Annotated in this window: 18 protein-coding genes and 1 tRNA gene; 8 read left to right on the top strand and 11 right to left on the bottom strand. The window is 65.2% G+C overall.

Annotated elements, in window-relative coordinates; translation table 11 throughout:
- Nucleotides 1-256 precede the first annotated feature (256 nt).
- Nucleotides 257-1,237, bottom strand: coding sequence for a magnesium transporter CorA family protein (locus DES52_RS07325; protein ID WP_110886130.1), 981 nt, complete (start codon nucleotides 1,235-1,237; stop codon nucleotides 257-259).
- A gap of 329 nt (nucleotides 1,238-1,566) precedes the next feature.
- Between DES52_RS07325 and DES52_RS07320 the strand changes: the two genes are divergently transcribed.
- A complete protein-coding gene (locus tag DES52_RS07320) occupies nucleotides 1,567-1,899 on the top strand; it encodes a hypothetical protein (protein ID WP_110886129.1) in 333 nt (110 codons plus the stop codon).
- Between the two features lie 118 nt (nucleotides 1,900-2,017).
- On the opposite strand, the gene DES52_RS07315 is transcribed toward DES52_RS07320, so the two are convergent.
- From DES52_RS07315 to DES52_RS07300, 3 genes are all read right to left on the bottom strand, one after another.
- A complete protein-coding gene (locus tag DES52_RS07315) occupies nucleotides 2,018-2,920 on the bottom strand; it encodes a hypothetical protein (RefSeq protein WP_146237213.1) in 903 nt (300 codons plus the stop codon).
- A gap of 205 nt (nucleotides 2,921-3,125) precedes the next feature.
- Nucleotides 3,126-4,205: a Gfo/Idh/MocA family protein gene (locus DES52_RS07305; RefSeq protein ID WP_170130937.1), complete on the bottom strand. Its 1,080-nt coding sequence runs from the start codon at nucleotides 4,203-4,205 to the stop codon at nucleotides 3,126-3,128.
- Between the two features lie 288 nt (nucleotides 4,206-4,493).
- Nucleotides 4,494-5,162, bottom strand: a complete 669-nt coding sequence (locus DES52_RS07300; protein ID WP_146237212.1) for an AAA family ATPase — start codon at nucleotides 5,160-5,162, stop codon at nucleotides 4,494-4,496.
- Nucleotides 5,163-5,679: 517 nt separating this feature from the next.
- Between DES52_RS07300 and DES52_RS07295 the strand changes: the two genes are divergently transcribed.
- Nucleotides 5,680-6,384 carry an N-acyl homoserine lactonase family protein gene (locus tag DES52_RS07295; RefSeq protein WP_110886124.1) on the top strand — a complete coding sequence of 235 codons (705 nt, stop codon included), beginning with the start codon at nucleotides 5,680-5,682 and terminating at the stop codon, nucleotides 6,382-6,384.
- A 337-nt stretch (nucleotides 6,385-6,721) separates the two neighbouring features.
- A complete protein-coding gene (locus tag DES52_RS07290; protein ID WP_110886123.1) occupies nucleotides 6,722-8,674 on the top strand; it encodes a S9 family peptidase in 1,953 nt (650 codons plus the stop codon).
- Between the two features lie 352 nt (nucleotides 8,675-9,026).
- Here DES52_RS07290 and DES52_RS07285 read toward each other — a convergent pair whose 3' ends face one another.
- From DES52_RS07285 to DES52_RS07270, 4 genes are all read right to left on the bottom strand, one after another.
- The gene (locus DES52_RS07285; RefSeq protein ID WP_110886122.1) at nucleotides 9,027-12,149 is read right to left on the bottom strand and encodes an ATP-binding protein; all 3,123 of its coding nucleotides are present in this window, start codon (nucleotides 12,147-12,149) and stop codon (nucleotides 9,027-9,029) included.
- A 167-nt stretch (nucleotides 12,150-12,316) separates the two neighbouring features.
- The gene (locus tag DES52_RS07280; protein ID WP_170130936.1) at nucleotides 12,317-12,724 is read right to left on the bottom strand and encodes a globin family protein; all 408 of its coding nucleotides are present in this window, start codon (nucleotides 12,722-12,724) and stop codon (nucleotides 12,317-12,319) included.
- Nucleotides 12,725-12,851: 127 nt separating this feature from the next.
- Nucleotides 12,852-15,056 (bottom strand): hypothetical protein, encoded by a 2,205-nt coding sequence (locus tag DES52_RS07275; RefSeq protein WP_110886120.1) that lies wholly within the window; start codon nucleotides 15,054-15,056, stop codon nucleotides 12,852-12,854.
- Between the two features lie 292 nt (nucleotides 15,057-15,348).
- Nucleotides 15,349-15,423 (bottom strand) — tRNA-Val (locus tag DES52_RS07270).
- A 76-nt stretch (nucleotides 15,424-15,499) separates the two neighbouring features.
- On the opposite strand from DES52_RS07270, the gene DES52_RS07265 reads away from it, so the two are divergent.
- Nucleotides 15,500-16,183 carry a Nif3-like dinuclear metal center hexameric protein gene (locus DES52_RS07265; RefSeq protein ID WP_110886119.1) on the top strand — a complete coding sequence of 228 codons (684 nt, stop codon included), beginning with the start codon at nucleotides 15,500-15,502 and terminating at the stop codon, nucleotides 16,181-16,183.
- On the opposite strand, the gene uvsE is transcribed toward DES52_RS07265, so the two are convergent.
- The gene (gene uvsE, locus DES52_RS07260) at nucleotides 16,159-17,145 is read right to left on the bottom strand and encodes a UV DNA damage repair endonuclease UvsE (protein ID WP_110886118.1); all 987 of its coding nucleotides are present in this window, start codon (nucleotides 17,143-17,145) and stop codon (nucleotides 16,159-16,161) included. The genes DES52_RS07265 and uvsE overlap by 25 nt on opposite strands.
- Nucleotides 17,146-17,263: 118 nt before the next feature.
- Between uvsE and DES52_RS07255 the strand changes: the two genes are divergently transcribed.
- Complete coding sequence (locus DES52_RS07255) at nucleotides 17,264-17,977, top strand: hypothetical protein (RefSeq protein ID WP_110886117.1); 714 nt, start codon at nucleotides 17,264-17,266, stop codon at nucleotides 17,975-17,977.
- Here DES52_RS07255 and DES52_RS07250 read toward each other — a convergent pair.
- Nucleotides 17,974-19,359 carry an amidase family protein gene (locus DES52_RS07250; RefSeq protein ID WP_245900787.1) on the bottom strand — a complete coding sequence of 462 codons (1,386 nt, stop codon included), beginning with the start codon at nucleotides 19,357-19,359 and terminating at the stop codon, nucleotides 17,974-17,976. The two genes, DES52_RS07255 and DES52_RS07250, sit on opposite strands and share 4 nt — an antisense overlap.
- Before the next feature lie 86 nt (nucleotides 19,360-19,445).
- Here DES52_RS07250 and pheA point away from each other — a divergent pair, with 86 nt between their 5' ends.
- The 3 genes from pheA to DES52_RS07235 all read left to right on the top strand — a co-directional run bounded on the left by pheA (nucleotide 19,446) and on the right by DES52_RS07235 (nucleotide 22,411).
- Nucleotides 19,446-20,294: a prephenate dehydratase gene (pheA, locus tag DES52_RS07245; protein WP_110886115.1), complete on the top strand. Its 849-nt coding sequence runs from the start codon at nucleotides 19,446-19,448 to the stop codon at nucleotides 20,292-20,294.
- A 66-nt stretch (nucleotides 20,295-20,360) separates the two neighbouring features.
- On the top strand, nucleotides 20,361-21,431 hold the full coding sequence (locus DES52_RS07240; RefSeq protein WP_110886114.1) for a DHH family phosphoesterase: 1,071 nt from the start codon (nucleotides 20,361-20,363) through the stop codon (nucleotides 21,429-21,431).
- A 104-nt stretch (nucleotides 21,432-21,535) separates the two neighbouring features.
- The gene (locus DES52_RS07235; protein ID WP_110886113.1) at nucleotides 21,536-22,411 is read left to right on the top strand and encodes an alpha/beta fold hydrolase; all 876 of its coding nucleotides are present in this window, start codon (nucleotides 21,536-21,538) and stop codon (nucleotides 22,409-22,411) included.
- Nucleotides 22,412-22,488: 77 nt separating this feature from the next.
- Here the strand turns inward: DES52_RS07235 and DES52_RS07230 are convergent, their stop codons facing one another.
- Nucleotides 22,489-23,679 carry a sugar ABC transporter substrate-binding protein gene (locus DES52_RS07230; protein WP_110886112.1) on the bottom strand — a complete coding sequence of 397 codons (1,191 nt, stop codon included), beginning with the start codon at nucleotides 23,677-23,679 and terminating at the stop codon, nucleotides 22,489-22,491.
- Nucleotides 23,680-23,686 lie beyond the last annotated feature (7 nt).

The following is a 23,686-nucleotide window of genomic DNA, read 5'->3' as shown; positions in this document are numbered from 1 at the left end:
GCAGGTCGTAACCGCCGTCTCGCTGCAAGTCATATAACGTTACCAATCTGGCCATGTCGCTCCTCTCCAGCCTTCCTTCGGCTGCTTGGCATAGTCTGCGAGGTCTCGAACATGGCGCCGTGTAACTCGAGCCAAGAATCCTTTACACGAGTTTCGTACAGCCTGAAGCGAGCCTTGGGAGACTTCAGGGCGAATGGGCGTCCTCGGAAGACGGCGGCGCCTCGCAAGTCCTCGGGCGGGCCGCCTCGTCTTCGGCCTACCACCAGTTGCGGCGTTTGAAGTACCAGCCGAGCCCGACGGCGACCCCGATGAAACTCGTCCACGCGACGAGGTACCCGTAGCGCCAGTGCAATTCGGGCATGAACTCGAAGTTCATCCCCCACACGCCCGCGAGGAACGTCAAGGGAAGGAAGATCGCCGACACCACCGTCAACGTCTTCACCACGTCGTTGACGCGTGCCTGCTGCACGCTCAAGTTGACGTTCAGCACGTTCGACAGGACTTCTCGCGAGGAGTCGAGGCTGTCGTGCACGCGGCTGAGGTTGTCGACCACGTCTCGGAAGTACAGCGCGATTTCTTGCGCCTGCACCTCCACGGCCGGACTCGGCGCGGCTCCGCGACCGTTGCTGCCCGCCACGAGCAACGCGTGCCGAGAGAAGGCCGCGACGGCCTCACGGGCGTTGCTGACGAGGCGACGGACGTTCATGATCAAGTGCTGGTACGTGAAGATCTGCTGCGCGAAGTCCTGCGTGCGACGCTCCGTGAACATCGCCTCTTCCAAGGTGAGCGTTTGGTCCTGCAGCGCGTCCGTGAACTCGAAGAAGGTGTCGCTTCCCCGTGCGAGCAGCGTGTAGATCAAGCGTTCCTCGCTGCCGTGCGACAGCCCGTCGAACTCCCGCCAAGTCTTGTCGAGGTAATCCACGTCCTGCAGACGAATCGTCAAGAGCGTGTCGGTCTTGGGATACCAGAAGAGACTGACGCGCTCGGTCTCGTCGGTGCACGCTTCGGGTTGGTCGAGGGTGCGGAACACCAGGAAGATGTGCTCGGGGTACACCTCGAAACGACTCCACTGGCCGTGCGTGAGGGCGTCCTCCATCGCGAGGTGGTTGAGAGCGAAGGAACGGGTGAGCTGCTGAAGTTCCTCTGGAGTCGGGGCCTCGACATCCACCCAAATGCTGGGCTGCCCGCCTTGCCAGTGGACGGGTTCCGTGTCGAGGAGGGACATGGCGCGGATCATGCCGTTAGTATGTCGTTTGCGCGGCCCCTGACGGTGCGGTCGCCGCGTGCATCGTCAGCGCCAAGAAAACGCGTGGCCCGAAGCGTGGGCTGAGCGCAAGAAGGATCTCTCGCCCGAATGACATCGAGCGTTCGATGGGAGGACGGCTCGCCGAGCGGTGACGCGTGAAAAGCCCTGTTTTCTCGAAGGGTGGAACGCGTGCTCGGCGTTAGGAGGTGCGCGTGCGGGAAACATCGGAGAAGACGCCCTCTCCGATGTTTCTCCGATGACGAATTATCGTTGACTTGTCTTCGACTTCACCCTGAATTCAGGAAGGGAAGGACGTACGCATGATTCGAGCCCACCGCTTCAAGTTCGTTCCCTCCTGGCTTCTGCACCTTTGGCAAACGCCGTGGCCGTCGAGGGCGAAACGCCGCACCCCGACCGCTTCCGAAGCTGCCGTGGAGCACGTCGACCCACTGACGCCACGCCTCGCCTACTGGCGCAGCTCACTCGACCCTCGCCCCGTTCCACGCTTCTTCGGACAGGCGACGTCCCTGGAGGCCGCCATGAAAGCGTGTGAAGTCGCGCATGGCGGCCTGCTCGCATGGCAGGAAGTCGACTGGGGGCATTACACCGCTCGCTCGGGCGACCTCGTGTACACCGTGCGCTTCGAGAATTGACGCCGAGGTGGACTGGGACGCGTCGAGTCGCAGCAGGTCATGACAAGTGCCGTCCGAGTGTCTATGAAACCGGGGCGAACTCCTGAGGAAGGGACAGCGCACGTGTGCTCACCGTTGGTCAGTGTGCACGTGAATCTGCTCTGTTTTCTGGTGGCGAGGCCGTCGAAGGCTCGTGGTCTTGGTTTCCAAGTTCATTTGCCCGCTGCCCCTCCAGTTGGTGGCGAAGGCGCGCGACCTTCTCTTGCGTCTGGAGGGCCGCCTCCTCCAAGCTCGCCGTGCACGCCCGAAGCACCTGTGCCTGCTCCTCCATTCGCACGAGCTCTCGATCATCGCGCGCCGCGCCCTCCTCTAACTCGGTGATGTGGGCTTGCGAGGCGGCGCCTTCGCGCTCCAGGTGTGCCTTTTGCGCCTTGTGGGTCACGCCGCCGTCTTCCAAGACGCGAATGCGGTCCAGCGCAAACTCTCCAAGGTGCTGAAGTCGCACCAACTCGTGTTCAGAGCGCTCCCGCTCTGCCCTCAGAAATTGCGCTTGCGCTTTGACGCTCATTTGCTGAAGGGCCGTGATGTGCTGAATGGTGCTGGCTTCGTTGAGTGCCAAGGCGACGAGTCCTTGCAGGTCGGCGGCTTGCTGATGCACTACTTGGCTCAGGTTCGTCAGCAGCTGTGCGCTGAAATGCTCGATCGGGGTTCCCCGCACATCGGCCAGAGCGTTCTGAACGGCCCCTCGTAAGCTCTCCGCCGTTTCGAGCTGGGCTTGCGAGGACTGCACCATGCTCTCCAGCGCGGTGACATGCGGCTCGGCGGCTTGATGGAGGTCCGCGAGCGGAAGGGCGTGCCGTTCGGCCAACGTGTTCGCTATGACTTCACGGAGGGCTTGCGTGAACCGAATCTGCTCGCGTCCGGCGCTGATGAGACGTTCGAGCGCGTCGCGCTGAGCGAAGCCCGCGGCTCCGACGTGCTCGCGGGCCGTGCTGAACGAGAGGCGCTCGGCGGCGGCGCGAGGGTCGCTGGAGGATGACACGAACTCTAGGGAAGAAGGTGCGGAGGTACTGGCGAGATGAGACAGTATCTCCGGTTGGTGAAGTCTCGGGCGGTCGCGCGCTCGGGAGGCCCAAGCTATTTGTCGAAGGTTGACTTCCCGAACGCGTGCCTCCTCGGATGGGGCATCCCTCCTTCGTCGTCGGGTGAGCACGAGCGCGGAGCACCGCGGGAACGACCCCGCCGCCTCAGACTTCGCTCGGTCGCACTCGGCGGCCCGTCGCCTGGGACTTCAGGGCCGCGTCTATGATTCTCTGCACCTTGAGACCCACATCGAAGCCCGGCTCTGCCTTTTGATACTGAAGAATCGCGTCGATAAACGCTCGAGGGCCCACCGATTGCTCGGCGAACAACTCGAAGATGCTCGCCTGCGGATCACCGTAGGACTTCGGCACCTCCAGCGTCCTCAAGGCCGGATCTCCTTGCCGGACTCCCCGGAACATCAGCACGCTTCCTTGCCCGTTGAAGGTATAGGTGGCTTCGATGGTGCCTTCGCTTCCGGCCAGCGTCGTCTGCAAGCGCATTCCGCCTCCCATCGCCGTGATCGCGCTGACTTGCACGGTGGCCTGGGCGCCTCCCTCCATCCCCAAAATCAAGGAGGCCGTGTCGTTGGCGGGCGGCACGGGCTTGCCGTCGGGGTCGTTGCGAGGCATCACCGCGTCGAGTCGAGCGTCGACCTCCCGCACGTCACCCATCAGCAGCAAGGCAAGGTCGATCATGTGCGAACCCAAGTCGCCCACGATTCCGTTGGCCCGCCGGGCATCGAACCGCCACATGTATTGATCGGACGCGGCGTAATCTCCTTGAAACGCGAACTGCGCCTGAAGCGGCCGTCCGATGTAGCCACCGCGGACGAGGTCGTTCAGGTAGCGGATGTGGGGCAGCCAGCGCCACGTGAACAGCACCATGTGTCGCACCTGGCGTTCCTGGGCCTTCAGGTACATCTGCGCGGCCTCGGTGGAATTCGAAGCGAGCGGCTTCTCGCACAAGACGTGCACGCCGGCGTCCAAGGCGCACATGGTCATCGGAAAGTGCAGATCGTCGGGCGTGCAGATGATGGCCGCGTCCAACGTGCCGTCACGCATCAACTCCTGATGATCGGCGAAAACACGCGGGATACCGTATGTTCGAGCGACTTCACGGGCATGCTGCTGATTGCGGCCGCAGAGCGCGACGAGCTGCGCCGCCGGGTGTCGTGCCAGGCTGGCGAGGTACATGTTCTCAGACCACCAACTGGTGCCGATCACACCAACACGGATTCTCGACATGCGTTCTTGGTCCTTTCGAATCGAAAGAGTTGGGAGTGAAGCCAGCATACGGCGGGCCTTGCCCCGGCGTGTGCATCCAGTGGTTCGCACTCGCGGAATGCGTCGATGGGGCCCAACGGCCTTCGCTTGTTCGGAGTTGCGATTCTTCGCGTGGCACCTTTTCGCGGTCACGTGACGTGCTGGGAGGGGAAGCGCAACGTCCCACCGTTGCTCATCGTCCACCACTTCACTGGGGATGAGAGCCCATCAAGTCGAGCGAATTCGCTTCGCTCGCCTCGAACGACGACGTCACGTAAGCGTGGCCTCCATGATTCGAGCGACCGTCAGTTCGACGGAAAGGTCGGTGTTATCGATGATTATCCAACCCTCCTGCCCGAGTTCCCCGAGATACTGCGTGACGTTCTCGTAGACCAAGGAAATTCCTTCATCGATGTAGTGCCGCACCGAACTGGCGCCCGCTCGTCGAAGGTTCCGGTGGTGCGCCTCGTTCTTCTCCGGCCACAGCAAGATTCGGTGAAATTCAGGACGATCGACCAGAGCTCGGTATTCCTCGTCCTTGTGGAAATCGACGAAGTCGTCGAGCACGACGGTGAAGCCGGCGTCGTTGTACCGAACGGCCATGGCGATGGCGCTGTCTCGAGCCAAGGCGACCTGTTCCGTCAGGGCGTCGGACCATTCGGCGGCGGGAAGCGCCAGGCCGGACACCACCATGTGACGCAAGTCGTCGACTGGAACGTGGATACTCTTGTCGAATCGGGCTGCCAAGGCTCGACTCGTGGTGCTTTTCCCAACGGCTGGAGGTCCGATGACGAGGTAGAGAGGCGCCATGGGTAAGTATCGCCCTGTGGAGAAACGAATACCACCACGATCCTGGATTCGACGTCGTACTGCCGCACCGCCAAGACCGAACGCACGGCGTTCCGGGTGGCGATGTCTTGTGGGTCGACGGTCGGTCACGAGGCTGCCATGCGAGAGGCGATCGGGAAACGAAAAAAGCGCCCTTTCGGACGCTGATAACAAAAAGATAGCGTGCTATGCGCCATGAGTCAACTCTATGCGTCGAGTGCGCCGTCCCAACCCTTCTGGCAAGTGGGTGGAGCGTGACCGCGCTTCATCCTCACCTTTCCGGTGGCATCGATGACCAACACGAAGGAGGGAAGTGCTTACCGCCGCCCGCGTGTTCCGGGTGCCGCCTCGCTTTCAAGGGACGCTCACGAGCACGAACGCCACACGGAAGACGTCGAGCGATGTCTCGTGGAACAAGCTCTCAGTAGTTTTTCCCAGGGACGCCTCTCCTTGTGCTTACAGTAGGGCGATGATGCGCGGCGTGACGTCGCTCATGTGGCCACGGTCGGGCGGGGTGCCGAACGAAATGTCTGGGAGAGTCATTCCGACCTGACCATAAAGTTCGACCGAATTTCGGGCCTAGCATTTCCATGACCAAGGCCGTACAGTTGATTTCACAAAGGAGCTTATGAATCACAATGGCGTGAAGCGTCTTTACCTCATGCAGGTCGGGTCCATGCCGGAATATCAAATTCCGATCGTTTGTTATCTCGTGCAGACGAATGACGGAAAAAATATTCTGATCGACAGCGGACTCCCGGAAATCATGCCGGAAGGGGAATCGGATTTCGAGAATGGACGAGATGTCATCGAGCAGTTGGCAAGCATCGGCTTGAAACCCGAGGATGTTCATACCGTCGTTTCGACGCATTACGATATCGATCACGCCGGAAGACACGCCGCCTTCATTCGGGCCGAGTATGTCGTTCAGCGTGTCCATCATTCGGACGCGGCGAGCAACCCGCGTTTTGCTGCCCTTCGATCTCAATGGGATCAACCCATGGACCGAATTCGGTTGGTGGACGGAGACACGGAACTGCTGCCGGGGCTGGAACTGATCGAAACGAGCGGGCATGTGCCGGGACATCAATCGGTGCTGGTACGACTGCCCAAAACGGGAGCGGTCTTATTGACGGTCGACGCTGTCCCCTTCGCCCAGGGCTTCACTCGTGACGAGCAGGACGACGCCAGCAGCCCAGACGCGGCGGCGACCCGCGCCAGCACGATCAAGCTGCTTGACCTGACGGAACGCGAGCAGGTCGCGATGGTCGTCTTCGGGCATGAAAATGCGCAGTGGGAAGAGCTGAAAAAGCTGCCTGAGTATTACGAGTAAGGCCGTGATACGCCCCATCCTTGTCCGCTGCTGTAGACGCTCGGCCGATGTCGCCAAGCCCCCGCGAAATATCAGGTTGCAAGCGGATGGGGGAGTCGTCGTGCTTCCGACTACCTTCGTTCTCCAGGCGGGGGTGTCATGTCTCACTCAGAGTTCTCACATCTACCACGCTCACTTCGTCGCTGAACACGTTCTCGCGGCCTCGACCGCTCTCGAAATGGCCGTCGTCCTCCCTCGCTTGGTACGGCCCGGCGGCAGGAGTTCTTCGCGCGGGGAAGACCGTTTGCACGACCTTCGACATGCCTTCCGTGTAGGCTGTGGCCCAAGGAGACAAAACATGCCTGACCAGGATCAGACGGTGTACCCGTACGGCGCTTGGCCTTCCCCCATCACCAGCGAAGCGATCACCGCCGGAACGGTCGGCCTGAGCGACCTCGCCGTCGATGGCGTTGACGTGTACTGGGTCGAGATGCGCCCTTTCGAGGGTGGTCGCAGCGTACTGGTCAAGCGTGGGGAAGACGGCACCGTCAGCGACGTCACCCCCGCTCCTTTCGACGTCCGTACCCGGGTCCACGAGTACGGTGGCCGCTGCTACGCCGTGCATGCCGGCACGGTCTACTTCAGCCATTTCGCCGACGGCCGCCTCTACCGGCAAACGCCAGGTGGGACGCCCGAGCCCATCACGCCGAAGTTGAACGTGCGCTTCGCCGACCCGGTCCTCGACCTGCCTCGTGAACGGATCATCGCGGTACGCGAGGATCACCGGGACGGTGGGCATGAGCCACGCAACGAACTGGTGACCGTCGAGCTCGCCGGGGAAAACACGGACGGCGGCGTGGTGATCGCCACCGGCGCAGACTTCTACGCGTCCCCTCGCCTCAGCCCCGACGGAACTCGGCTCGCGTGGACCGAATGGGACCATCCGAACATGCCGTGGGACGACACCCGTCTGATGCTCGCCGACGTCGCCGAGGACGGTGCGTTGCGGAGTGCACGGCAGATAGCGGGTGGACCGGGGGAATCGGCCCTGGAGCCACGGTGGTCTCCCGCCGGGATGTTGCACTTCGTGTCCGACCGCACGGGGTGGTGGAACCTCTATCGCCTTGGCGCACGGGTCGAGGCGCTCTGCCCGATGGAGGCCGAGTTCGGCGAGCCACAGTGGGTGTTCAGCCCGGCGCGCTCCGCGTTCTTGAGCGAGGACAGCCTGATGTGCGCGTACGACCAGGGAGGGCAGAGCCACCTGGCCGTGCTGGAGCGTGCCGGGGAGCACGGGCGACTCCGCGACTTGGACACGGCGTTCAGCCTCGCGTGGGACTTGCAAGTTCAGGGTTCGCGGGTGGTCTGCCTGGCGGGAGCCCCGGATCGTCAGCCGTGCGTCGTGCGACTCTCCCAGGAGGGCGACGTGGAGGTTGTGCACGAGCCCGCTGGGTTCAGGGTAGATCCGAGGGACCTGAGCGTGCCCGAAGCCATCGCGTTCCCCACTGAAGGCGGCCGGATCGCCCACGCGTTTTTCTACCCGCCCAGAAACGCCTTGGCGCGCGGCCCCGAGGGGGAACGGCCGCCCCTGCTGGTGATCGGCCACGGTGGGCCGACGGGCGCCACCTTCGCCGTCCTCAGCCCCTTCGTGCAGTTCTGGACGACCCGTGGGTTCGCGGTCCTGGACGTGAACTACGGGGGCTCGACGGGGTTCGGCCGGGAATACCGGGAACGTCTACGGGGACAGTGGGGCGTGGTGGACGTGCAGGACTGCGTGAACGCCGCGCGATTCGTGGCGCAACGCGGTGATGTGGACGCCCGGCGGATGGCGATCACGGGCGCAAGCGCAGGAGGGTACACCGTGCTGTGCGCCCTGACCTTCCACGACGTGTTCACCGCCGGCGCCAGTCATTTCGGCGTGAGTGACGCCGAGACGCTCGCGCAGGACACCCACAAATTCGAGAGCCGCTACCTGGATAGCTTGATCGGCCCCTACCCCGAGATGAAAGAGCTGTACCGAGCACGCTCCCCGATTCACTTCACCGAACGGCTTTCGCGCCCGGTGGTGTTCTTCCAGGGACTGGAGGACAAGGTCGTGCCCCCTGACCAAGCTCGGCGGATGTTCGAGGCGGTGCGCTCACGCGGGCTTCCCACCGCCCTCGTGGAATTCGAGGGGGAAGGACACGGATTCCGGCGAGCGGAGAATATCCGGCGGGCGTTGGAGGGAGAATTACTGTTCTACGGACAGGTGTTCGGCTTCACTCCCCCTGACCTGTCCGTGACGCTGCCCATCGAGAACGTCGGCGTGGCCTGAAGCGACTTTGGCGTCAGGGGCAGGCCACGACGCCGCGAATTCGAAGCAAGCTGCCTTGAGCCCTGAATGTAGGTGCCTTGTTCGTCTTCAAGCGCTTTTTAGCGGAAGGAGGCTGTTTCGCGAACGGTCAGGTACTCCGTGGCTTCTTCTTTTCGGCGGACCGTCATCGTGCTGCTGAAAATGCCCTCGGAATTCACGAGGGACACTTGCCCCCCTGCTTGAAGACGGTGCAGATGACGACTTACATTGCGGCGGCCAACGTTGACTCGAACGCCTGCGTATCTTTGTCGACGCCATACCGAACAAGCTTGTCGAAGACGGGTCCTCGGCGATGCGGCCCGTCAAGGTGGGATTACCGGGCGCTTTCGGGGTGGTGCGCCGCGTCAGGCGTCAACAGCGGCGCGACCAGCGCTCGGCACCACGAAGCGTACGGCTCGGGCGTCAGCGGCAAGGAGGCGTGGAAGGCGTCCAAGGACGCCCGCATGAGCGCGGCGTCACCCGCTTCTTCGGCGAGCAGCGCCTCGAGCGTGTGCCGCCGCAGCGCCAACGCCGGCGTGCGTCCCGGTCCGGCCGTTTCCAGCCACGCTCGTGCATCGGCATGGCGTCCCCGCCGCCATGCCAGCAGCGCCAAGCCCACCTGGGCGTTTTGGATCAGCACGGGCGTGGGCGCGTCCAATGCTCGGTGCAGCAAGCGTTCGGCTTCGTCGTACTCGTTCAATCCCAAGTGGACTTCGCTCATTCGAATGAGGGTCAGTCGGCCCGTACTCAAGTTCCCGCTCGCTTCGCACAATCGCACGTTCTCCTCGCCCAACTCCAAGGCGGTTCGAGCGCGCCCGGACACGAAGTGCCACGTCATCAAGGCGAGGCGAGTGCTGGCCAACGTTCGCTGATTGCCTTGCTCACGGCTTTGACGCTCGGCTTCTTGCAGCAGCGCCGCCGATTCCGCGTACGCCCCGCGTGACTGAAGCGCCATCCCCAAGTTGAGGCGCACCGTCTGAGCGTTGTGCGAGTCTCCCAACGCGTCGAGCAACTCCAGGGCTCGCCCCAAGTCCGCTTCGGCCCGTGCGAAGTGCCCTTGCCGCCCGATCAACGTGGCCCGTTCGGCCAAGGTGGTGGCTTGCTGCACCGGCGACAAGCTTGGCAGCGCCACGACTTCGGACAGCACGACTTCGGCTTCCGCCAAGCGGTGAAGGTACATCAAGACTTGCGCTTGGGTGTTCAACGCCAAGTACCGCGCTTGCGGCGTCGCGAGGCGTCGACTCAAGTTCAACGCCCGCTCCACGTCCCGAAGCGCCTCTTCGCCTCGGCCAATGCGTCCCAACGCGTAGGCGCGCGACGTCCAGCCCATCAAGCGTTCGTCGTCGGACAAGTCGCCCGCGTCCGCCGCGTCGATGTCGGTGACCGCTTCACCCGAGCCCAGCGAAGCGCGCGACACGCCTCGGTACAGCGCGCACCGCGACGCGAGACGCGGCGGCAAGTCGTGCGCGTCCGTCAGCAACTCCACGAAGTCGAGCAAGCCCTGGCCGTGGCTGTGAACTTCGTGCACGGCGGGCAGCGCTTGCTCCAGCAAGGCGACTTGATCCAACGCCCGAGCGTACCGCCACGCTTCTCGCGTGTTGTCGAGTTCGGCCGCCAAGCTCAACCGCACGTCCCGAAAAGCGCGCGGGTCCGGCGTCTTGAGCCGCTTCGCCACGTCCTGCGCCCACGTCAGGTGGTAGCGCGCGTGCGCCTCGCGCCATCGCGCCTGCTCCTGCGGTTGCTCCTCGGCTTGTTCTTGTACGTACTGCCGCACGAGCGGGTGAAGTTCGAGCCGTCCCTCGTCCATCTGCACGAGCGACCGATCCGCGAGGGCGCTCAAGGTCGCGCGGCCGCAACTTGCCACCGCGCGGGCCGCCGCGACGCTGAAGCGACCCGTGAACACCGACAACGCCTTGAGCACCGAACGCTCCGCGCCTTCGAGGAGCGCCCACGAGCCTTCGAAGACCGTGCGCAGGCCGCTGTGCCGAGCGTCGCGGTCGGGCGCGGGGCGTTCGAGCACGTCGAGGTCGCGCTCCACTTCCTCCAGCATCTCCGCGAGCGTCATGGCTCGCACCCACGACGCGGCGAGTTCCACGGCCAGCGGCGATCCGGCCAGCAAGTCGCACAGGCGCGCCAAGCGAGTCGCGTCCTCGTCGGGCACGCGGTAGTCGGCTTGCACGCGGCGCGCCGCCGTTTCGAAAAAAAGCGCCGCGTCGCTGCGGTTCAACCCGCGCACGTCCAACGGTCGCTCGGCTTGCAGGCGCAGCAAGGTGCGGGACGTGGCGAGCACCTTGAGGGTCGGCGCGGCGGCGAGCGTTCGCGCCACCCAGGCGGGCGCGCCGGGCAGGTGCTCCAGATTGTCGAGCGCCAGCAGCGTTCGCCGGCCGCGTAACTCGTCGGCCAGTTGCGCCTCGGGGTTGGGGCCGACCGCGCGGCCCATCGCGGTCAGGACCGCCGTGGGAAGCTGCGTGTCGTCCGTCGCCGCGCCCGCCGACACCCATACCACACCGTCCGGAAAAGGGGAGTCCTCGCGCTCGGCCGCGCGCCACGCGACGTCCAACGCCAAACGCGTCTTGCCGTTGCCACCAGGCCCGACCAACGTCAGCAGGCGGACGGCCGGGTCCAGCAGGCACGCCAAGGCGGCTTGAACTTCCTCTTCGCGTCCGACAAGTGGCGTGGGCGGCGCGGGCAGCGACGGGCGCAGCGAGACGCCGCGCCCTTGAAGGTTGAGCGGGTGAGGGGAGGACGCGCTTTGCGCTTCGGCTTCGCGCACGATGGCGCGCGCCTCGTCGCTGGGTTCGGCGCCCAGTTCGTCGCGCCGAACGCGCACGTACTGCTCGAACTGCGCTTGCAATTTCGCGGGCCGTTGCCGATGCAGCCGCAGCAACGCGAGGTGGGCTTCTTCGTGGGCCGGGTCCAGCGCCAGCATGCGCTGCAAGGTGGCCTCGGCCGTTTCCGGCTGCGCTTGTACGAGGACTTCCAGCACCCGCAAGTACAAGTCGTTGAGAGCGGCGCGGTGCTCCGCCGACCAGTCCTCGTACAAGTCTTCGGGCAGCAAGGGACCCGTGAACAAGGCCGCGGCGGCCGCCAAACGCGGCGCTTCGCGTGACGCGAGCGCCTCCTCGGCGGCCGCGCGGAAGTGCACGGCGTCGACGCTCAAGCCTCCCGGCGGCGCGAGCCGCACCACGCCTTGAGCCAGCCGAGGCGCGGCGTCGCCCAGCGTTTTGCGCAACCCGAGCAAGGCGTTGTACAACTGCGCGGCGCCCGCCGCCGGATCCAACTCCGACCACAACAAGTCGATGACGGCGTCGCGTGCGAGCGCGTGGCTGGGATCCAAAGCCAGCACCTTGATCAAGCTGCGCACTTTCCGGCGCCGAACCGACCCGGGCGGTACGACCTCCCCTCCCAAGGTCAGGGCGAAGTGGCCCAGAACCTGAACGTGCAGGAACGCGGACATGGCTGCCTCTCAGCATACCTTCAGGAAGGCCGCGTTCAAAGAGGCTTCGCCGTCCGGTTCCCGGTCAACTCGCTTCAGCGGCCCGCGCTCGCCGCAAGCGAACGGAGGGCACGTTCAGGGCCTTTATCATGCCACTCGAACGAAACGTCGGGTCCGCTGGAACGGGATCATCGCGCCGGATCGCCGTGGACGTCGTTCGCCTCGACCGCGTCCAAGACGGTGCAGACCGAGCGCCATGCCGTTTGGGCGTCGAGCGTGAACTCCTCGCCGAGCACCTCGGCCAACGTCCAGAACAACGCTTCGCCGAGACCGAGAGGCCGCGACGTCGGCAGCGGCACCTCGCCTTGCAGCCACCGCCGCAGGTGCAGCACGCACGCGCCGTCGGGAACGGCGGTTCGGGGTGCGAGCGCGACGTTCGACTGCCTCAGTCGCGCGTCCATGATCTCCTCGAACAGGGCCCACAACGCTCGGTCGTCGGCGGGGAAGAGGACGTCGAGGTTCGCTTGAATCTGCGCGTGCTGACCGGGGGTGAGCGGAACGGGAACATCGACGCGACGACGGGTGAATTCGGACATGACCAACCTCCAAGGGGAAGCGAGAAACAGAGAACCGCCGATCGGCACGCGACGGAATCGAACCGCGTGCCGATCGGCGAGCAGCGCGAGGAGGGCCGTGTCACTCGGCCCTCCTCGCGTCAACGCCTTACTGCGGGCACTGCACCACTTTCAGCGCCTGCGTCTTGACGGTGGGCGAGGCTTGGTGATTGTCCGAGGCTTCCAAGCGCAAGGTGAATTCGCCGGAGCTGCATTGGCCGAAGAACGTGTCCACCTTGATGGCCTTGGCCACCGAGAAGCCGTTTTTCGTGCCGGTGGCGGTGCCTTGCGCGATGACCTTCGCGTCGCCGGGCGTGGAGGTGCGGAACAGCGTGAGCTTGTACGTCACGTTGTCGTTTTCCGGATCGCCGAGCAGCGCTTCGACGGTGAAGGTCGTGTCCCCGTGGAACGCCGGGACTTGACCGTTGGTCGTGGCCGGCTTCGTGATGGACGCGGTCGCCGCCAGATTGCTCGCGGGCTTGGCTTGCACGTTGACCGTCACGCTCGCCTTGCCGCTTTCACCTTGGCCGTTCGTCGCCGTGAGCGTCAAGGTGCGCGTTCCCAGCGAGTTGAACGTCACGATGGGCGCGCCGCAGTTGTCGGGTGACAAGGCGTCGGCCGGGTTGCTGCTCGTCCATTTCGCTTTCTTGCAGTCGTCGAGGCTCGAGGTGCCTTTGAGGTAGGTGGTGGCGACGCCGCCGTCGAGGTACACCACTTGTCCGGCGGTGGGCGCCTGGATGCTGACGGTCGGCACGGGCTCGTCGACGGCCTTGACGTCCAAGGTCAAGGACCTGACGGCCGTCATGCCGCCGCTGTCCGTGGCGGTCACCGTCAAGGTGCGCGGCCCCGTCGTCTTGAAGCGGTACACGGTGCAGCCGTTGGTGTCGGCGGCGGGCAGCGATTCCTTCGAGGAGGTGAAGTTCAACGCGACCTTGGCGTCGTCCTCGTCTTTGGCGACAGCGCAGAGTTTCACGTTGCTCGCGGTGGTGATGTCCGGTCCGCCGAACAAGTCCTCGGACACGGCGGTGAACTTCTCGATGACGGGAGGCTTGTTCGTCCACGTCACGACGTCGGCGCACTTGTCGAAAACAGTGGTGCTCCACGAGAGGGCGTCGCTGATCATGGGCGCGTTCACGCCCGCCGTGACCTTGGCGCACAAGTCGAGGTCGAACTGGGGGGTGCCCGTGGGGTAGTTGGCGACCGCGTGGCCGTAGATCTGCGCGGTGGCCGTCGCGCCCGCCAAGCCGTACAGCAAGAAGTCCACCTTCACTTTCGGCCCCGCCTTGAGGTCGGCGTTCGCTTGAACTTTCTTGAAGCCTTGCTCGAACTTCAGTTCGGGCGCCTTGAAGTCCTTGCTGAATTCACCGTCGAACTGTACGGCCGCGCCCGCGCCGACGCTCTCGATAAGTTCGTAGGTGAGGTCGCCCTTGATGTGCCCGTCGACGTCCAAGGACAGCGCGACAGTCGGAACGAACACCAAGGGCACCGGTCCGATGCTCACGATGATCGGCTCGAACACCAGGCGTTGCAGTTCGATGCTTTCGTTGATGGGAGCGTCCGCCTGTGCGGACACTTGCACCTTCGCATCTTGATAGACGCCCACGCCGGCGCGGAAGAAAATCCCGGTGGGGATGATCCAGTCGTACGTCAACTTGAGGGTGATGCCGGCGTCGAGGTTGAAGTCGATGTGGCCTTTCGTGCTGACCTTCTTACCGTTTTGGTCGTAGAACACGTGGTCGAGCGAAAGGTGGTAGTTGTAGTTCTTGCCGGTGGACAGGTCTTGAGGGCGCAGCGACGACGTAGAGAGGCTCACGCCGCTCGTCAAGTTCTCGACGTTGAGCAGACGCTCGGGCTTGAGGCTTTCTTGGATGCTCACTTCGCCTTGCTCGATCGCCTCGGTCAACTTGGCGTCGCGGGCCGTGACGACGAGCGTGGCGCCGTCCATGCGGACGGACTCGACGTGCAACAAGAACCCGCTGGGTGCCGCAGCGCTCGGCTCGCTCACGAGCACGTCGCCCGTCTTCAGCGCGGCCAGGAACGGCGTGACGGTCTTGTAGCGCAACTCCACCACGCGGGGCCCGTTGGTGGGGGCGGCCACGACCTTCAGTTGCGTCAGCGCCTCGCGGCTGGCCGCTTCGAGCACCCGGGTGGAGGGCTTGATGATCGGCGTCAGCGTGCCCGTGCTGGGCGTGTCCGTGCCTGGCGTGGAGGGGTTGGGCGACGGCGGCGTGGGGTTGGGCAGGGACGTGGAGGAGCAGGCGGTGAAGGCGAGCAGACCGAGGGACAAGGCCAAATTGCGGGGCAAGTTCTTCATGTGTTCTCCCTTGGCTCCGGTTTGCCGGAGCGACGAGAGCAGTGTGCCCGGCGCCCCCTCTGCACTTTCTCTACACGCCGCGTTGGCGTGTAGAGAAGTCACCGCGTTGGCGTGTAGAAAGGGGCTCAAGCGAGCGGGGCGCGGCGAGTTCTCCGCAGGGAACACGGCCCGCCTCATTTCCCGGACGTCCGGACGAAGGACCGCGCACTACTGTTCGCTACAGCCCAGCCTCAAGACGATTCCCGCCCTCGAAACTCGAAGGCGGGAAAAGTCGCGCTCGGCGCAAGTTTTGTGGTGGGCGGTGAGGGATTCGAACCCCCGACCCTTCGCTTGTAAGGCGAACGCTCTACCGCTGAGCTAACCGCCCGTGCGAGCTTCAATATCCTAGCGATCTGTGGAGGAAGGGTCAAGGATGCCGCTGCAGATCGCGTCTACCTTGAAGCATGACGAGCGTGCATGAGTTGGCGGCGTGGCTGGAAGTCCGCTTGGGACGTGACGACCTACCGACACTGTACCGAAAGGGCGACACGGACACCGTGGGCGTCTTGGCCCTCGCTCTCGAACCGATGGACGTACCCGAGGAGGCGAACATGGACGCCGTGTTTCTGCACCGCCCGTTCCGAGCGGGATCGGCGTTCGCCCGACGGGCGATTCTGACGTCTCACCACGGCTTCGACGAGAAGCTCACGACAGGGGAGAACGAACCGCTGATCGAGCGGCTCGAGTGGCGTGACGTGCGGCCGTTCGACATGGACAGGCGGCGCTTCGGGGTGATCGCCTCGCCTCCCCAGCGGACTTGGAGCGCGTTTCTCACGGCGCTCCTCGGGGAATTCGGAGCCTTCGAGGACGTCGCCGCGCCCGCCCGCGACCCCCTTCGGCGCGTGGCGCTCGTGAACGCCTTTCGGCCCGAACTCGTCAGGGCGCTGCACGATCAGGGCGTGGACGCTCTCGTGACGGGGCAAGGGCGCGTTCTCGGCGCGCGGCACGCGAAGGAAGTCGGGATGGGGATCGTGGCGCTCGGGCACCGCCGCAGCGAGGAGTGGGGCTTGCGGCAGCTCGGCCGGGAACTGGAGCAAGCGTTCGCGGACCTGCGAACGGTCGTCTACACCTCTTCCTTGTCCGGGTAAGCGGCTTCGGGGGGCGGGACGCGGCGCACCGTCAGAATCGGCGCGTGCGGATCGGCGAAACGTGCTTGCAAATCGGCGATGGCGTCCTCTTTGCCTTTCGCCTCGATTTCCACCCACTTCACCTTCAAGAAGGCGGTCGGGAAGGTGTCGATGAGGTCCGAGTGACGACGATCGAGGATGCCTTCCTTGCCGTTGGACAGATGCACGAGTTGATCGTCGGGGTTCGGCCACGTGTCCCGCGCGGCGCGGGTGAAGCGCTCCACGCTCTCGTCTTCGTAGTTCAGCAGCTTCTCCTTGATGACGTGGTGATGCGCGTCGAACACCATCGGAACGCTCGCCGCTCGGCACACGTCGAGGATCGCCTGCGCTCCGTAGGCGTGCTCGTCGTTCTCCAGCGCGAGGCGCGAGCGAATTTCAGGCGGCAAGGTGGCGATTCGGCGCGCGAGCACCTCGCCGCGTCCGCCCTTTCCGCCGTGGAGCAGCAGCATGCTCCACGGACTGCGCGGCAGCTCCATCAAGTCGAGGTTGCGGGCGTGCTGCGCCAAGATCAGGACGGAGTTCTCGTACACCGTCTCCGAGTCGCTGCTGAGCACCACGAACTGGTCGGGATGCACGACGACGCGAATGCCGTAGGCGGCGGCGCGCCGTCCCACTTCGGGCAGTTCGGGCGCCAGTTCGGCCAGCACCCGCGCGCCGATGCCGTCTTCGAGGTCGCTCATTGGAAAGAGTTGCGACGTCATGCGGTACAGGCGAATCCCGCGCGCGTTGCAGAACTCCAACGCGCCCAGCAGACGCCGCGTGTTCTCGCGGTACAGGAAGTCGAGTTTCTCGTACCGCGCCGCCTCGTCGAGCTTGAGGTAGTTGGTGCGGGTGACGGTCTTGAAGCGCACGGCGTCCGACGCGGTCACGCACACGAGACCGAAGACGGGAACGTCGGCGCGCGCGGGGGGCGCGTCGTTCATGTCGGCAGCCTAGCGAACGCGCCCGTGAGGGTGTGTACGCTGGGCTCGCGCCCGCTTTGCCGCTCCTCTTAAGAAATCTTGAAGTAATCTTGAAATTCTTTTCTCATCGTGCAGGTGCATGTTGAAGTGGATCAACTTGAACCGCGTTCTGCCGCTGCTGTTGTGTTTTCTGAGCTGCGCCGCCACGGCGGTTCAGTCGCCTCGTTACGTTCTCACCGTGACTCCGGGCGGCGCGGAAGTACGCGTCGTCGTCGGCTCGACCCTCTTGCGCTTTCAAGGCGCGACCACCCGCACTCGCACCGTCACGTCGTTGATGGCGTCGGGCGAGAACTTCGTGCGGCTCGGCTGGACGTCCCTGCACGCACCCGCCGAAGTCGTCATCGCCCGAATCGACGGCAAAAACGCGCAAGTCCTGCTGCGTTACCGCGTGGACGGCGTCCTGAAGCCCAAGACGGGCGCGGTCAACTTGGCCGTCGTGCGAGACGACAAGCCGCCCGGCGGCGTGTTGCTGCGCGCGTTCATGCAAAAAGGCATCGCCCGCGTCACCATCAACGGCAAACCGCTCGGCGACGTCGCCAGCATCGAGCGCCGTGACGTCGCCTCGTATCTGCGGCGCGGCAAAAACATCTTGGAGATCGCTTGGAGCAAAGATTTCGGTGAGAGCTTGCCGAGCGGCGAATTGCGGCTCACGAACGGAGGAACGACGCTCGCGCGCTGGAACGCGAGCGATGTTCGGACGGTGTCGGGAAGCAACCGCCTGACCTTTCAGTACGACGGTCCCGATTCGGCGCACGTCGCGCCCATGAAGCGCGCTTCCGTCAAGAAGCCTTAAAGAGCGAATCGCCAATCGCCGCGGGCAACCTCGAGGGCCGCCGCGAGCGACATCAGACGCGTTTCCGACCACGCGCGGCCCGTGAAGGTGAGGCCGATCGGTTTCGCGCCGCGTGAAATCGGCACGGTAACGCTCGGGTAGCGCGCCTTCGCCCCGACGTGCGCCGCCCGCGCGCCCGGTGTGAGCCAAGCGTCCAAGCGATGGCGGTCCATCATCGCGTCGAACCCTTCCTTCGCGAGGCGCACGTCCCGCGCCCGCGCGGCGTGGTACGACGCTTCCGAAAGCGTTCCGCTCGTCGCCTCCGCCGCGAGCAGCAGCAACTGCCCGTACGGCGTGTGCTCCGGGTGGGCCTCGTTTTGCGCGATCACCTCGCGTAGCGACGTCGGGCCGCGTTCCACCGTCCGCAAGTACGCGTTCAAGTCGCGCTTGAAGTCGTACACCAGCACCTCCTCGCCGCCGAACGACAAGCCGCCCAGCGTGTCGAGGTCGCACGGATCGATCACCTCCGCGCCCGCGCTTCGCAGCAAGTCGAGCGCCGCTTCCACGTCGGCTTTCTGCTCGTCGCCGAGCGACTCGAAGACTTTGCGCCCCACGCCGAGCCGCGCGCCTCGCAACGCGCCGTCGGACAGGGCCGCGTCGAACGTCGGCGCGCCCCTCGTCGCCGCGTCCTGCTCGTCACTGCCTGAAATCACGCTCAGCAGCAAGGCCGCGTCGCGCACCGACCGCGCGAGGGGGCCCGCCGTGTCCTGGGTCGCGCTGATCGGGATGATGCCCGAACGCGACACGCGTCCCACGGTCGGCTTGACGCCCAGCACGCCGTTGCTGCTGCCCGGCGACAGAATCGACCCGCTCGTCTCCGTCCCGATCGCGATCGGCGCGAGGCGCGCCGCGACCGCCGCGCCACTGCCCGACGAGGATCCGCCCACGTCGAAGTCGTCTCCCCACGGATTGCGAACCTTCCCGCCGCGTGACGAGAAGCCGTTCGGCATGCCGAAGGTCATGAAGTTCGCCCACTCGGTCATGTTCGCCTTGCCGAGAATCACCGCGCCTGCCGCGCGAAGGGCCGCGACGAGCGGCGCGTCCCGCTTCGCGCGGTGCTCGCGCAAGTTCCACGCGCCCGCCGACGTGTGAAGCTCGTCCGCCGTGTCGATGTTGTCTTTCAAAAGCACCGGCACGCCGAAGAGAGATCCCCGCTCGCCGCTCGCGTCCAACCGCGCCGCGACGTCCAGCGCCTCCGGATTCACTTCCAGCACGGCGTTCACCTGCGGATTGACTTGCTCGATTCGCGCCAGGTACGCGCTCGTCACGTCCACGGCGCTCACCTCGCCGCGCTGCAAAGAACTCAAGAGGGCCGTCACGTCCAAATCCAAGATGTTCGTCACGAGCAAAAGCATAGAGCCCCCGCCCGCGCGGGAGTCTAGCCCGCTTCCTTGCGCCGCCCGCCCGCCGCCTCGTAGACTGCCCCGCGATGACGCAGCATTCCAGTTCGGTCGGCACCAAGACGGTCGCGTTTCAAGGCGTGTCGGGCGCGTACGGCGAAAAGGCCGCCCTCGCGTGCATCGAGGGCGCGGTGCCGCGCGGCTTCGACACCTTTCACGAGGTGTTCGCCGCCGTCACCGCCGGACACGCCGAGATCGGCGTCGTTCCCGTCGAGAACAGCCTCGCCGGAAGCGTTCACCAAAACGTCGACTTGCTGCTGGAAACCGACTTGCACGTCGTACGGGAAATCATCGTGCGCGTTCGGCACAACCTCCTCGCGCTGCCCGGCGTGAACCTTGAGGACGTGCGGCGCGTTCGCTCTCACCCGCAAGCCCTCGCGCAGTGCGACGGATTTCTCGCTCGTCACCACCTGCAACCCGTCGCGGCGTACGACACGGCGGGCGCCGCGCGTGAACTCGCCGAGTCGGGCGCGCGCGACGAAGCGGCCATCGCTTCGTCGCGCGCGGGCGAACTTTACGGCTTGAGCGTCCTCGCCGAAGGCATCGAGGACGAACCGTACAACTTCACGCGCTTCCTCGTCTTGTCGCGCAACGAACCGCCGCGCGAGAACGTGCCGCACAAGACGTCGCTCGTGTTCGCGGTGCGGCACACGCCGGGCTTCCTCGTCGAGACCCTCGCCGAGTTGCGCGGGTTGAACATGACGAAGATCGAGTCGAGGCCCCGGCGCGATCGGGCGTGGAGTTACCTCATCTACGTGGATTTCGAGGGAGACGCTCGCGATCCCGCCATCGCCGCGTCGCTCGTCGGCGTGCTGCGCAAGGCGAGTTTCGTGAAGGTGATCGGGTCGTACCCGATGGCAGTCGGCGTGGTGGAGTAAAGGACGTCCGGGGCGGACTTTCCCTTCACCTCACCTCGAGGTCCGTGCCTTAAGCGACCATGCCTCATGGCCGTTCCCCTGTCCGCCGCCCTCCCGTCGCTTCGATCAGCGACGAGAAGCTTTCTCGACTCGCTTGACCGCCGCGCCCGCCTGCTCGTCTTCTGCCACTTCGACGCGGACGGTCTCTCGGCGGGCGCCGTGTTCGGGCGGGGACTGAAGCGGTTGGGCTTCGAGAACGTCGAGGTCGTGCCGAGCGGGCGAGGAGAAAGCGCTTTTTCGGATTCGGCGGGCGAACGTCTGCTGGCGCGTTCGCCGAGCGCCCTGATCGTGACGGATCTCGGCGTCAACGCGCGGTGGCCCCTCACGGACGTACCGACCTTGTTCGTGGATCATCACCGACCGGACGGCTTTCCCGGTGGGCGTTCGGTCGTGATCTCCGGGTACGACCTCGATCCGATTCCGACGAGCGCGTGGCTGGCCTTCGAATTGCTCGCGCCCCTCGCGGACGTCGACGACCTCGCTTGGATCGCGGCGGTCGGGGTGGTCGGGGACCTCGGGGAGAAGGCGCCTTGGGAGCGTCTCGCGAGCGTGAAGAAGGCGTACACGGCGAAGTGGTTGAAGGAAGCGGTCGCCCTCGTGAATGCCGCGCGCCGCTCGAGCGCGTTCGACGTCGAGCGTCCCTTGCGCCTGCTCATGACGGCGGATTCGCCGAGGGCGGTGGCCGACGACGACGTGCTGCACGCGTACCGCCAGGAGGTGAACGCGGAGCTTGCCGTCGCTCGCAAGGCCGCGCCGATCTTCAGCGCGACGCGCCCGTTCGCCCTCGTGAAGCTGCGCTCGGCGGCGCAACTTCATCCCTTGATCGCGCAGCAGTGGCGGGGCCGCTTGCCGCAGCACGCGGTGATCGCGGCGAACACGGGGTACGCGCCGGGCATGGTGGCGTTCAGCGCCCGCACGGCGAGGAAGGACTTGAACTTGCCCGAAGTGTTTCAAGCCGTGGACCTCGGCGAGTTCAACGGCACGTTCGGGCACGGGCACGACGCGGCGTCGGGCGGCCACCTGCCGCCGAGGGCGTTCGACGCCTTGTTGCGCGCCCTCGGCTTCGGCGCGGGCGCCTTCGTGAGCGAGTCTTCATAGGGTGGCGCTCCATCAATTCTCTACGTTTGACGTTGAACGTTCCCACGTACGACTTCACTTCGTCGAGTGAAGTGGGAAGGGCAGTTTCTCTGCCCGGAGGTCGTATGTTCAAAAAGCTCACCGTCGTCGTCACCGCGTCCCTCGCCTCCCTCGCCGCCGCGCAAAGCGCGCCTCAAGATGGCCTCGTGGACGTGGGGGGCGCGCAGGTTTACTACAAGGTGCAAGGGTCGGGCACGCCGATGCTGCTCATTCACGGCTTTCCCCTCAACGGCATGTACTTCAACGACAACGTCGCCGCGCTTTCGAAGTACTACCGCGTCGTCACCATCGACTTGCGCGGCTTCGGCCGCAGCACCACCACTCCCGGACAGCCGGGCAGCGTCCGCACGTACGCGAACGACGCGCTCGCCGTCATGGACAAGCTCGGCATCGACAAGGCCGTCATCGGTGGGATGAGCATGGGCGGCCAGATCACCTTGGAGATGTACCGCGCGGCGCCGCAGCGCTTCCTCGGGATGCTGCTGATCGCCACGACGGCCAATCCGGCCTCGATCACCGAGCAATACGTGTGGCGCGGCGTGAGCGAGCAGGCGACGCGCAACGGCGTGAACTCCATCGTGCCCGAACTCGTCAAGGACATGATCACGGGCCGCACGCGCATGAACCGCCAGCAGGAGCGCTTGTTCGTCGAGGGACTCATCAAGCAGGCGTCGCTGCCCGCCGTGCAGCAAGGCGCGCAGGCCCTCGCCGGGCGGGGTGACCTCCTGCCCGTGGCGCGCACCGTGAGCGTCCCGACCCTCATCGTCGTGGGACAGGAAGACACCGTGTACCCGGTCGTGCTTTCCGTGAAGCTTCAGCAGCAAATCAAGGGTTCGCGCCTCGTGGTCATTCCCAACGCGGCGCACGCCGTGAACTCCGAGCAGGCGGCGGCCTTCAACGCGGCCGTCCTGAACTGGGCGCGCTCGGTCAACTTGCGCTGAGCGCCGTGCCTCACGGAAAGTGAAGCGCCCTCTCGACCAAAGGGGAGAGGGCAGAGAGGGCGCTCGAGGTGCGGGTCTTACTTGATGTTCTTCTTGACGTCCGAGACGGCCTTGGCGAAGATCGCTTGGAAGTTCGGGCTGGCCTTGGCGGTGCTGTCCGTGAAGGCCGTCGTCCAAGGGCCCCACACGGCGCCCATCTCGCGCACGTTGGGCATGGGAACGCCGCGCGCGATGCTCGCACCGAAACCGCTCACGACCGCGTCGTCCTTGAGGCGCGCGAGGGCGAACTTCGAGACGGGAATGCGCCCTCCTGCCTTGTTGAACTGCACTTGCGCGTCGCCCCACACGAGCTTCCACGCGAGTTGCACGGCGCCCGCCTTGTCCTTGCTGTACGCGCTGAGCAGCACGCCTTGCACGCCCACGAAGGGCTGCCAGGGGTTCTTGGCGCTCGGGGGGGTCGGCATGGGCGCGATGCCGTAGTCGATGCCCGCCTTCTTGATGTCGCCCATGTCCCACGGGCCCGTGAGGTACATCGCGAGCTTGCCGTCCAGGAAGGCCTTCTTCATGACGTCAGGCTTGAGGCTCGCCGGAACGAGGCCGTACTTGAAGCGCAAGTCGTTGATGAGGCGCGCGGCTTGAACGGCGCCCGCGTTGCCGATTCCGAGGTCCTTGGTGTCGAGCGTGCCCGCCTTGTTCTTGAAGATGTACCCGCCGTACGCGCTCACGAGTCCATAGCCCATGTAAGCGTTGGCGACGTCGTACGCGAAGCCGTACGAACCGTTCTTCGTGAGGCGCTTGGCGGTGCTGACGAACGTGCTCCACAGCGTGGGAACGCTCGCGACGAGCTTTTTGTTGTACACGACCGCGACCGCCTCGGCGGACATCGGCAGGCCGTACAGTTTGCCTTGGTACGTCATCGCCTCCAAGGCGACTTCGGAAAGGTCGGCCTTGGCCAGGACGAACTGATCGACGGGCGCGATGACGCCGGCGGCGGCGAACTCGCCGATGCGGTCGTGCGGTTGGCTCACGATGAGGTCGGGGCCTTTGCCCTTCGGGCCTTCGGCGAGCAGACGCGTGCGCAGATCGTCGTTCTTCACGCTGACGATGTCCACCGTCTTGCCGGATTCCGACGCGTACTTCGATGCTTGGTACTTCAGCCACGCGAGCTCCGGACCTTCGTACTGCGTCCAAATGGTGAGCTTGGCGGCCGAGGCAGAGGAAACGAGCGCCCCGAGGGTCAGGGCGAGAAGAAGGGATGTGCGTTGCATACGTCCT

This window comes from Deinococcus yavapaiensis KR-236, assembly GCF_003217515.1.
Classification (GTDB): domain Bacteria; phylum Deinococcota; class Deinococci; order Deinococcales; family Deinococcaceae; genus Deinococcus_A; species Deinococcus_A yavapaiensis.
This window is presented reverse-complemented; position numbering and strand designations above follow the sequence as displayed.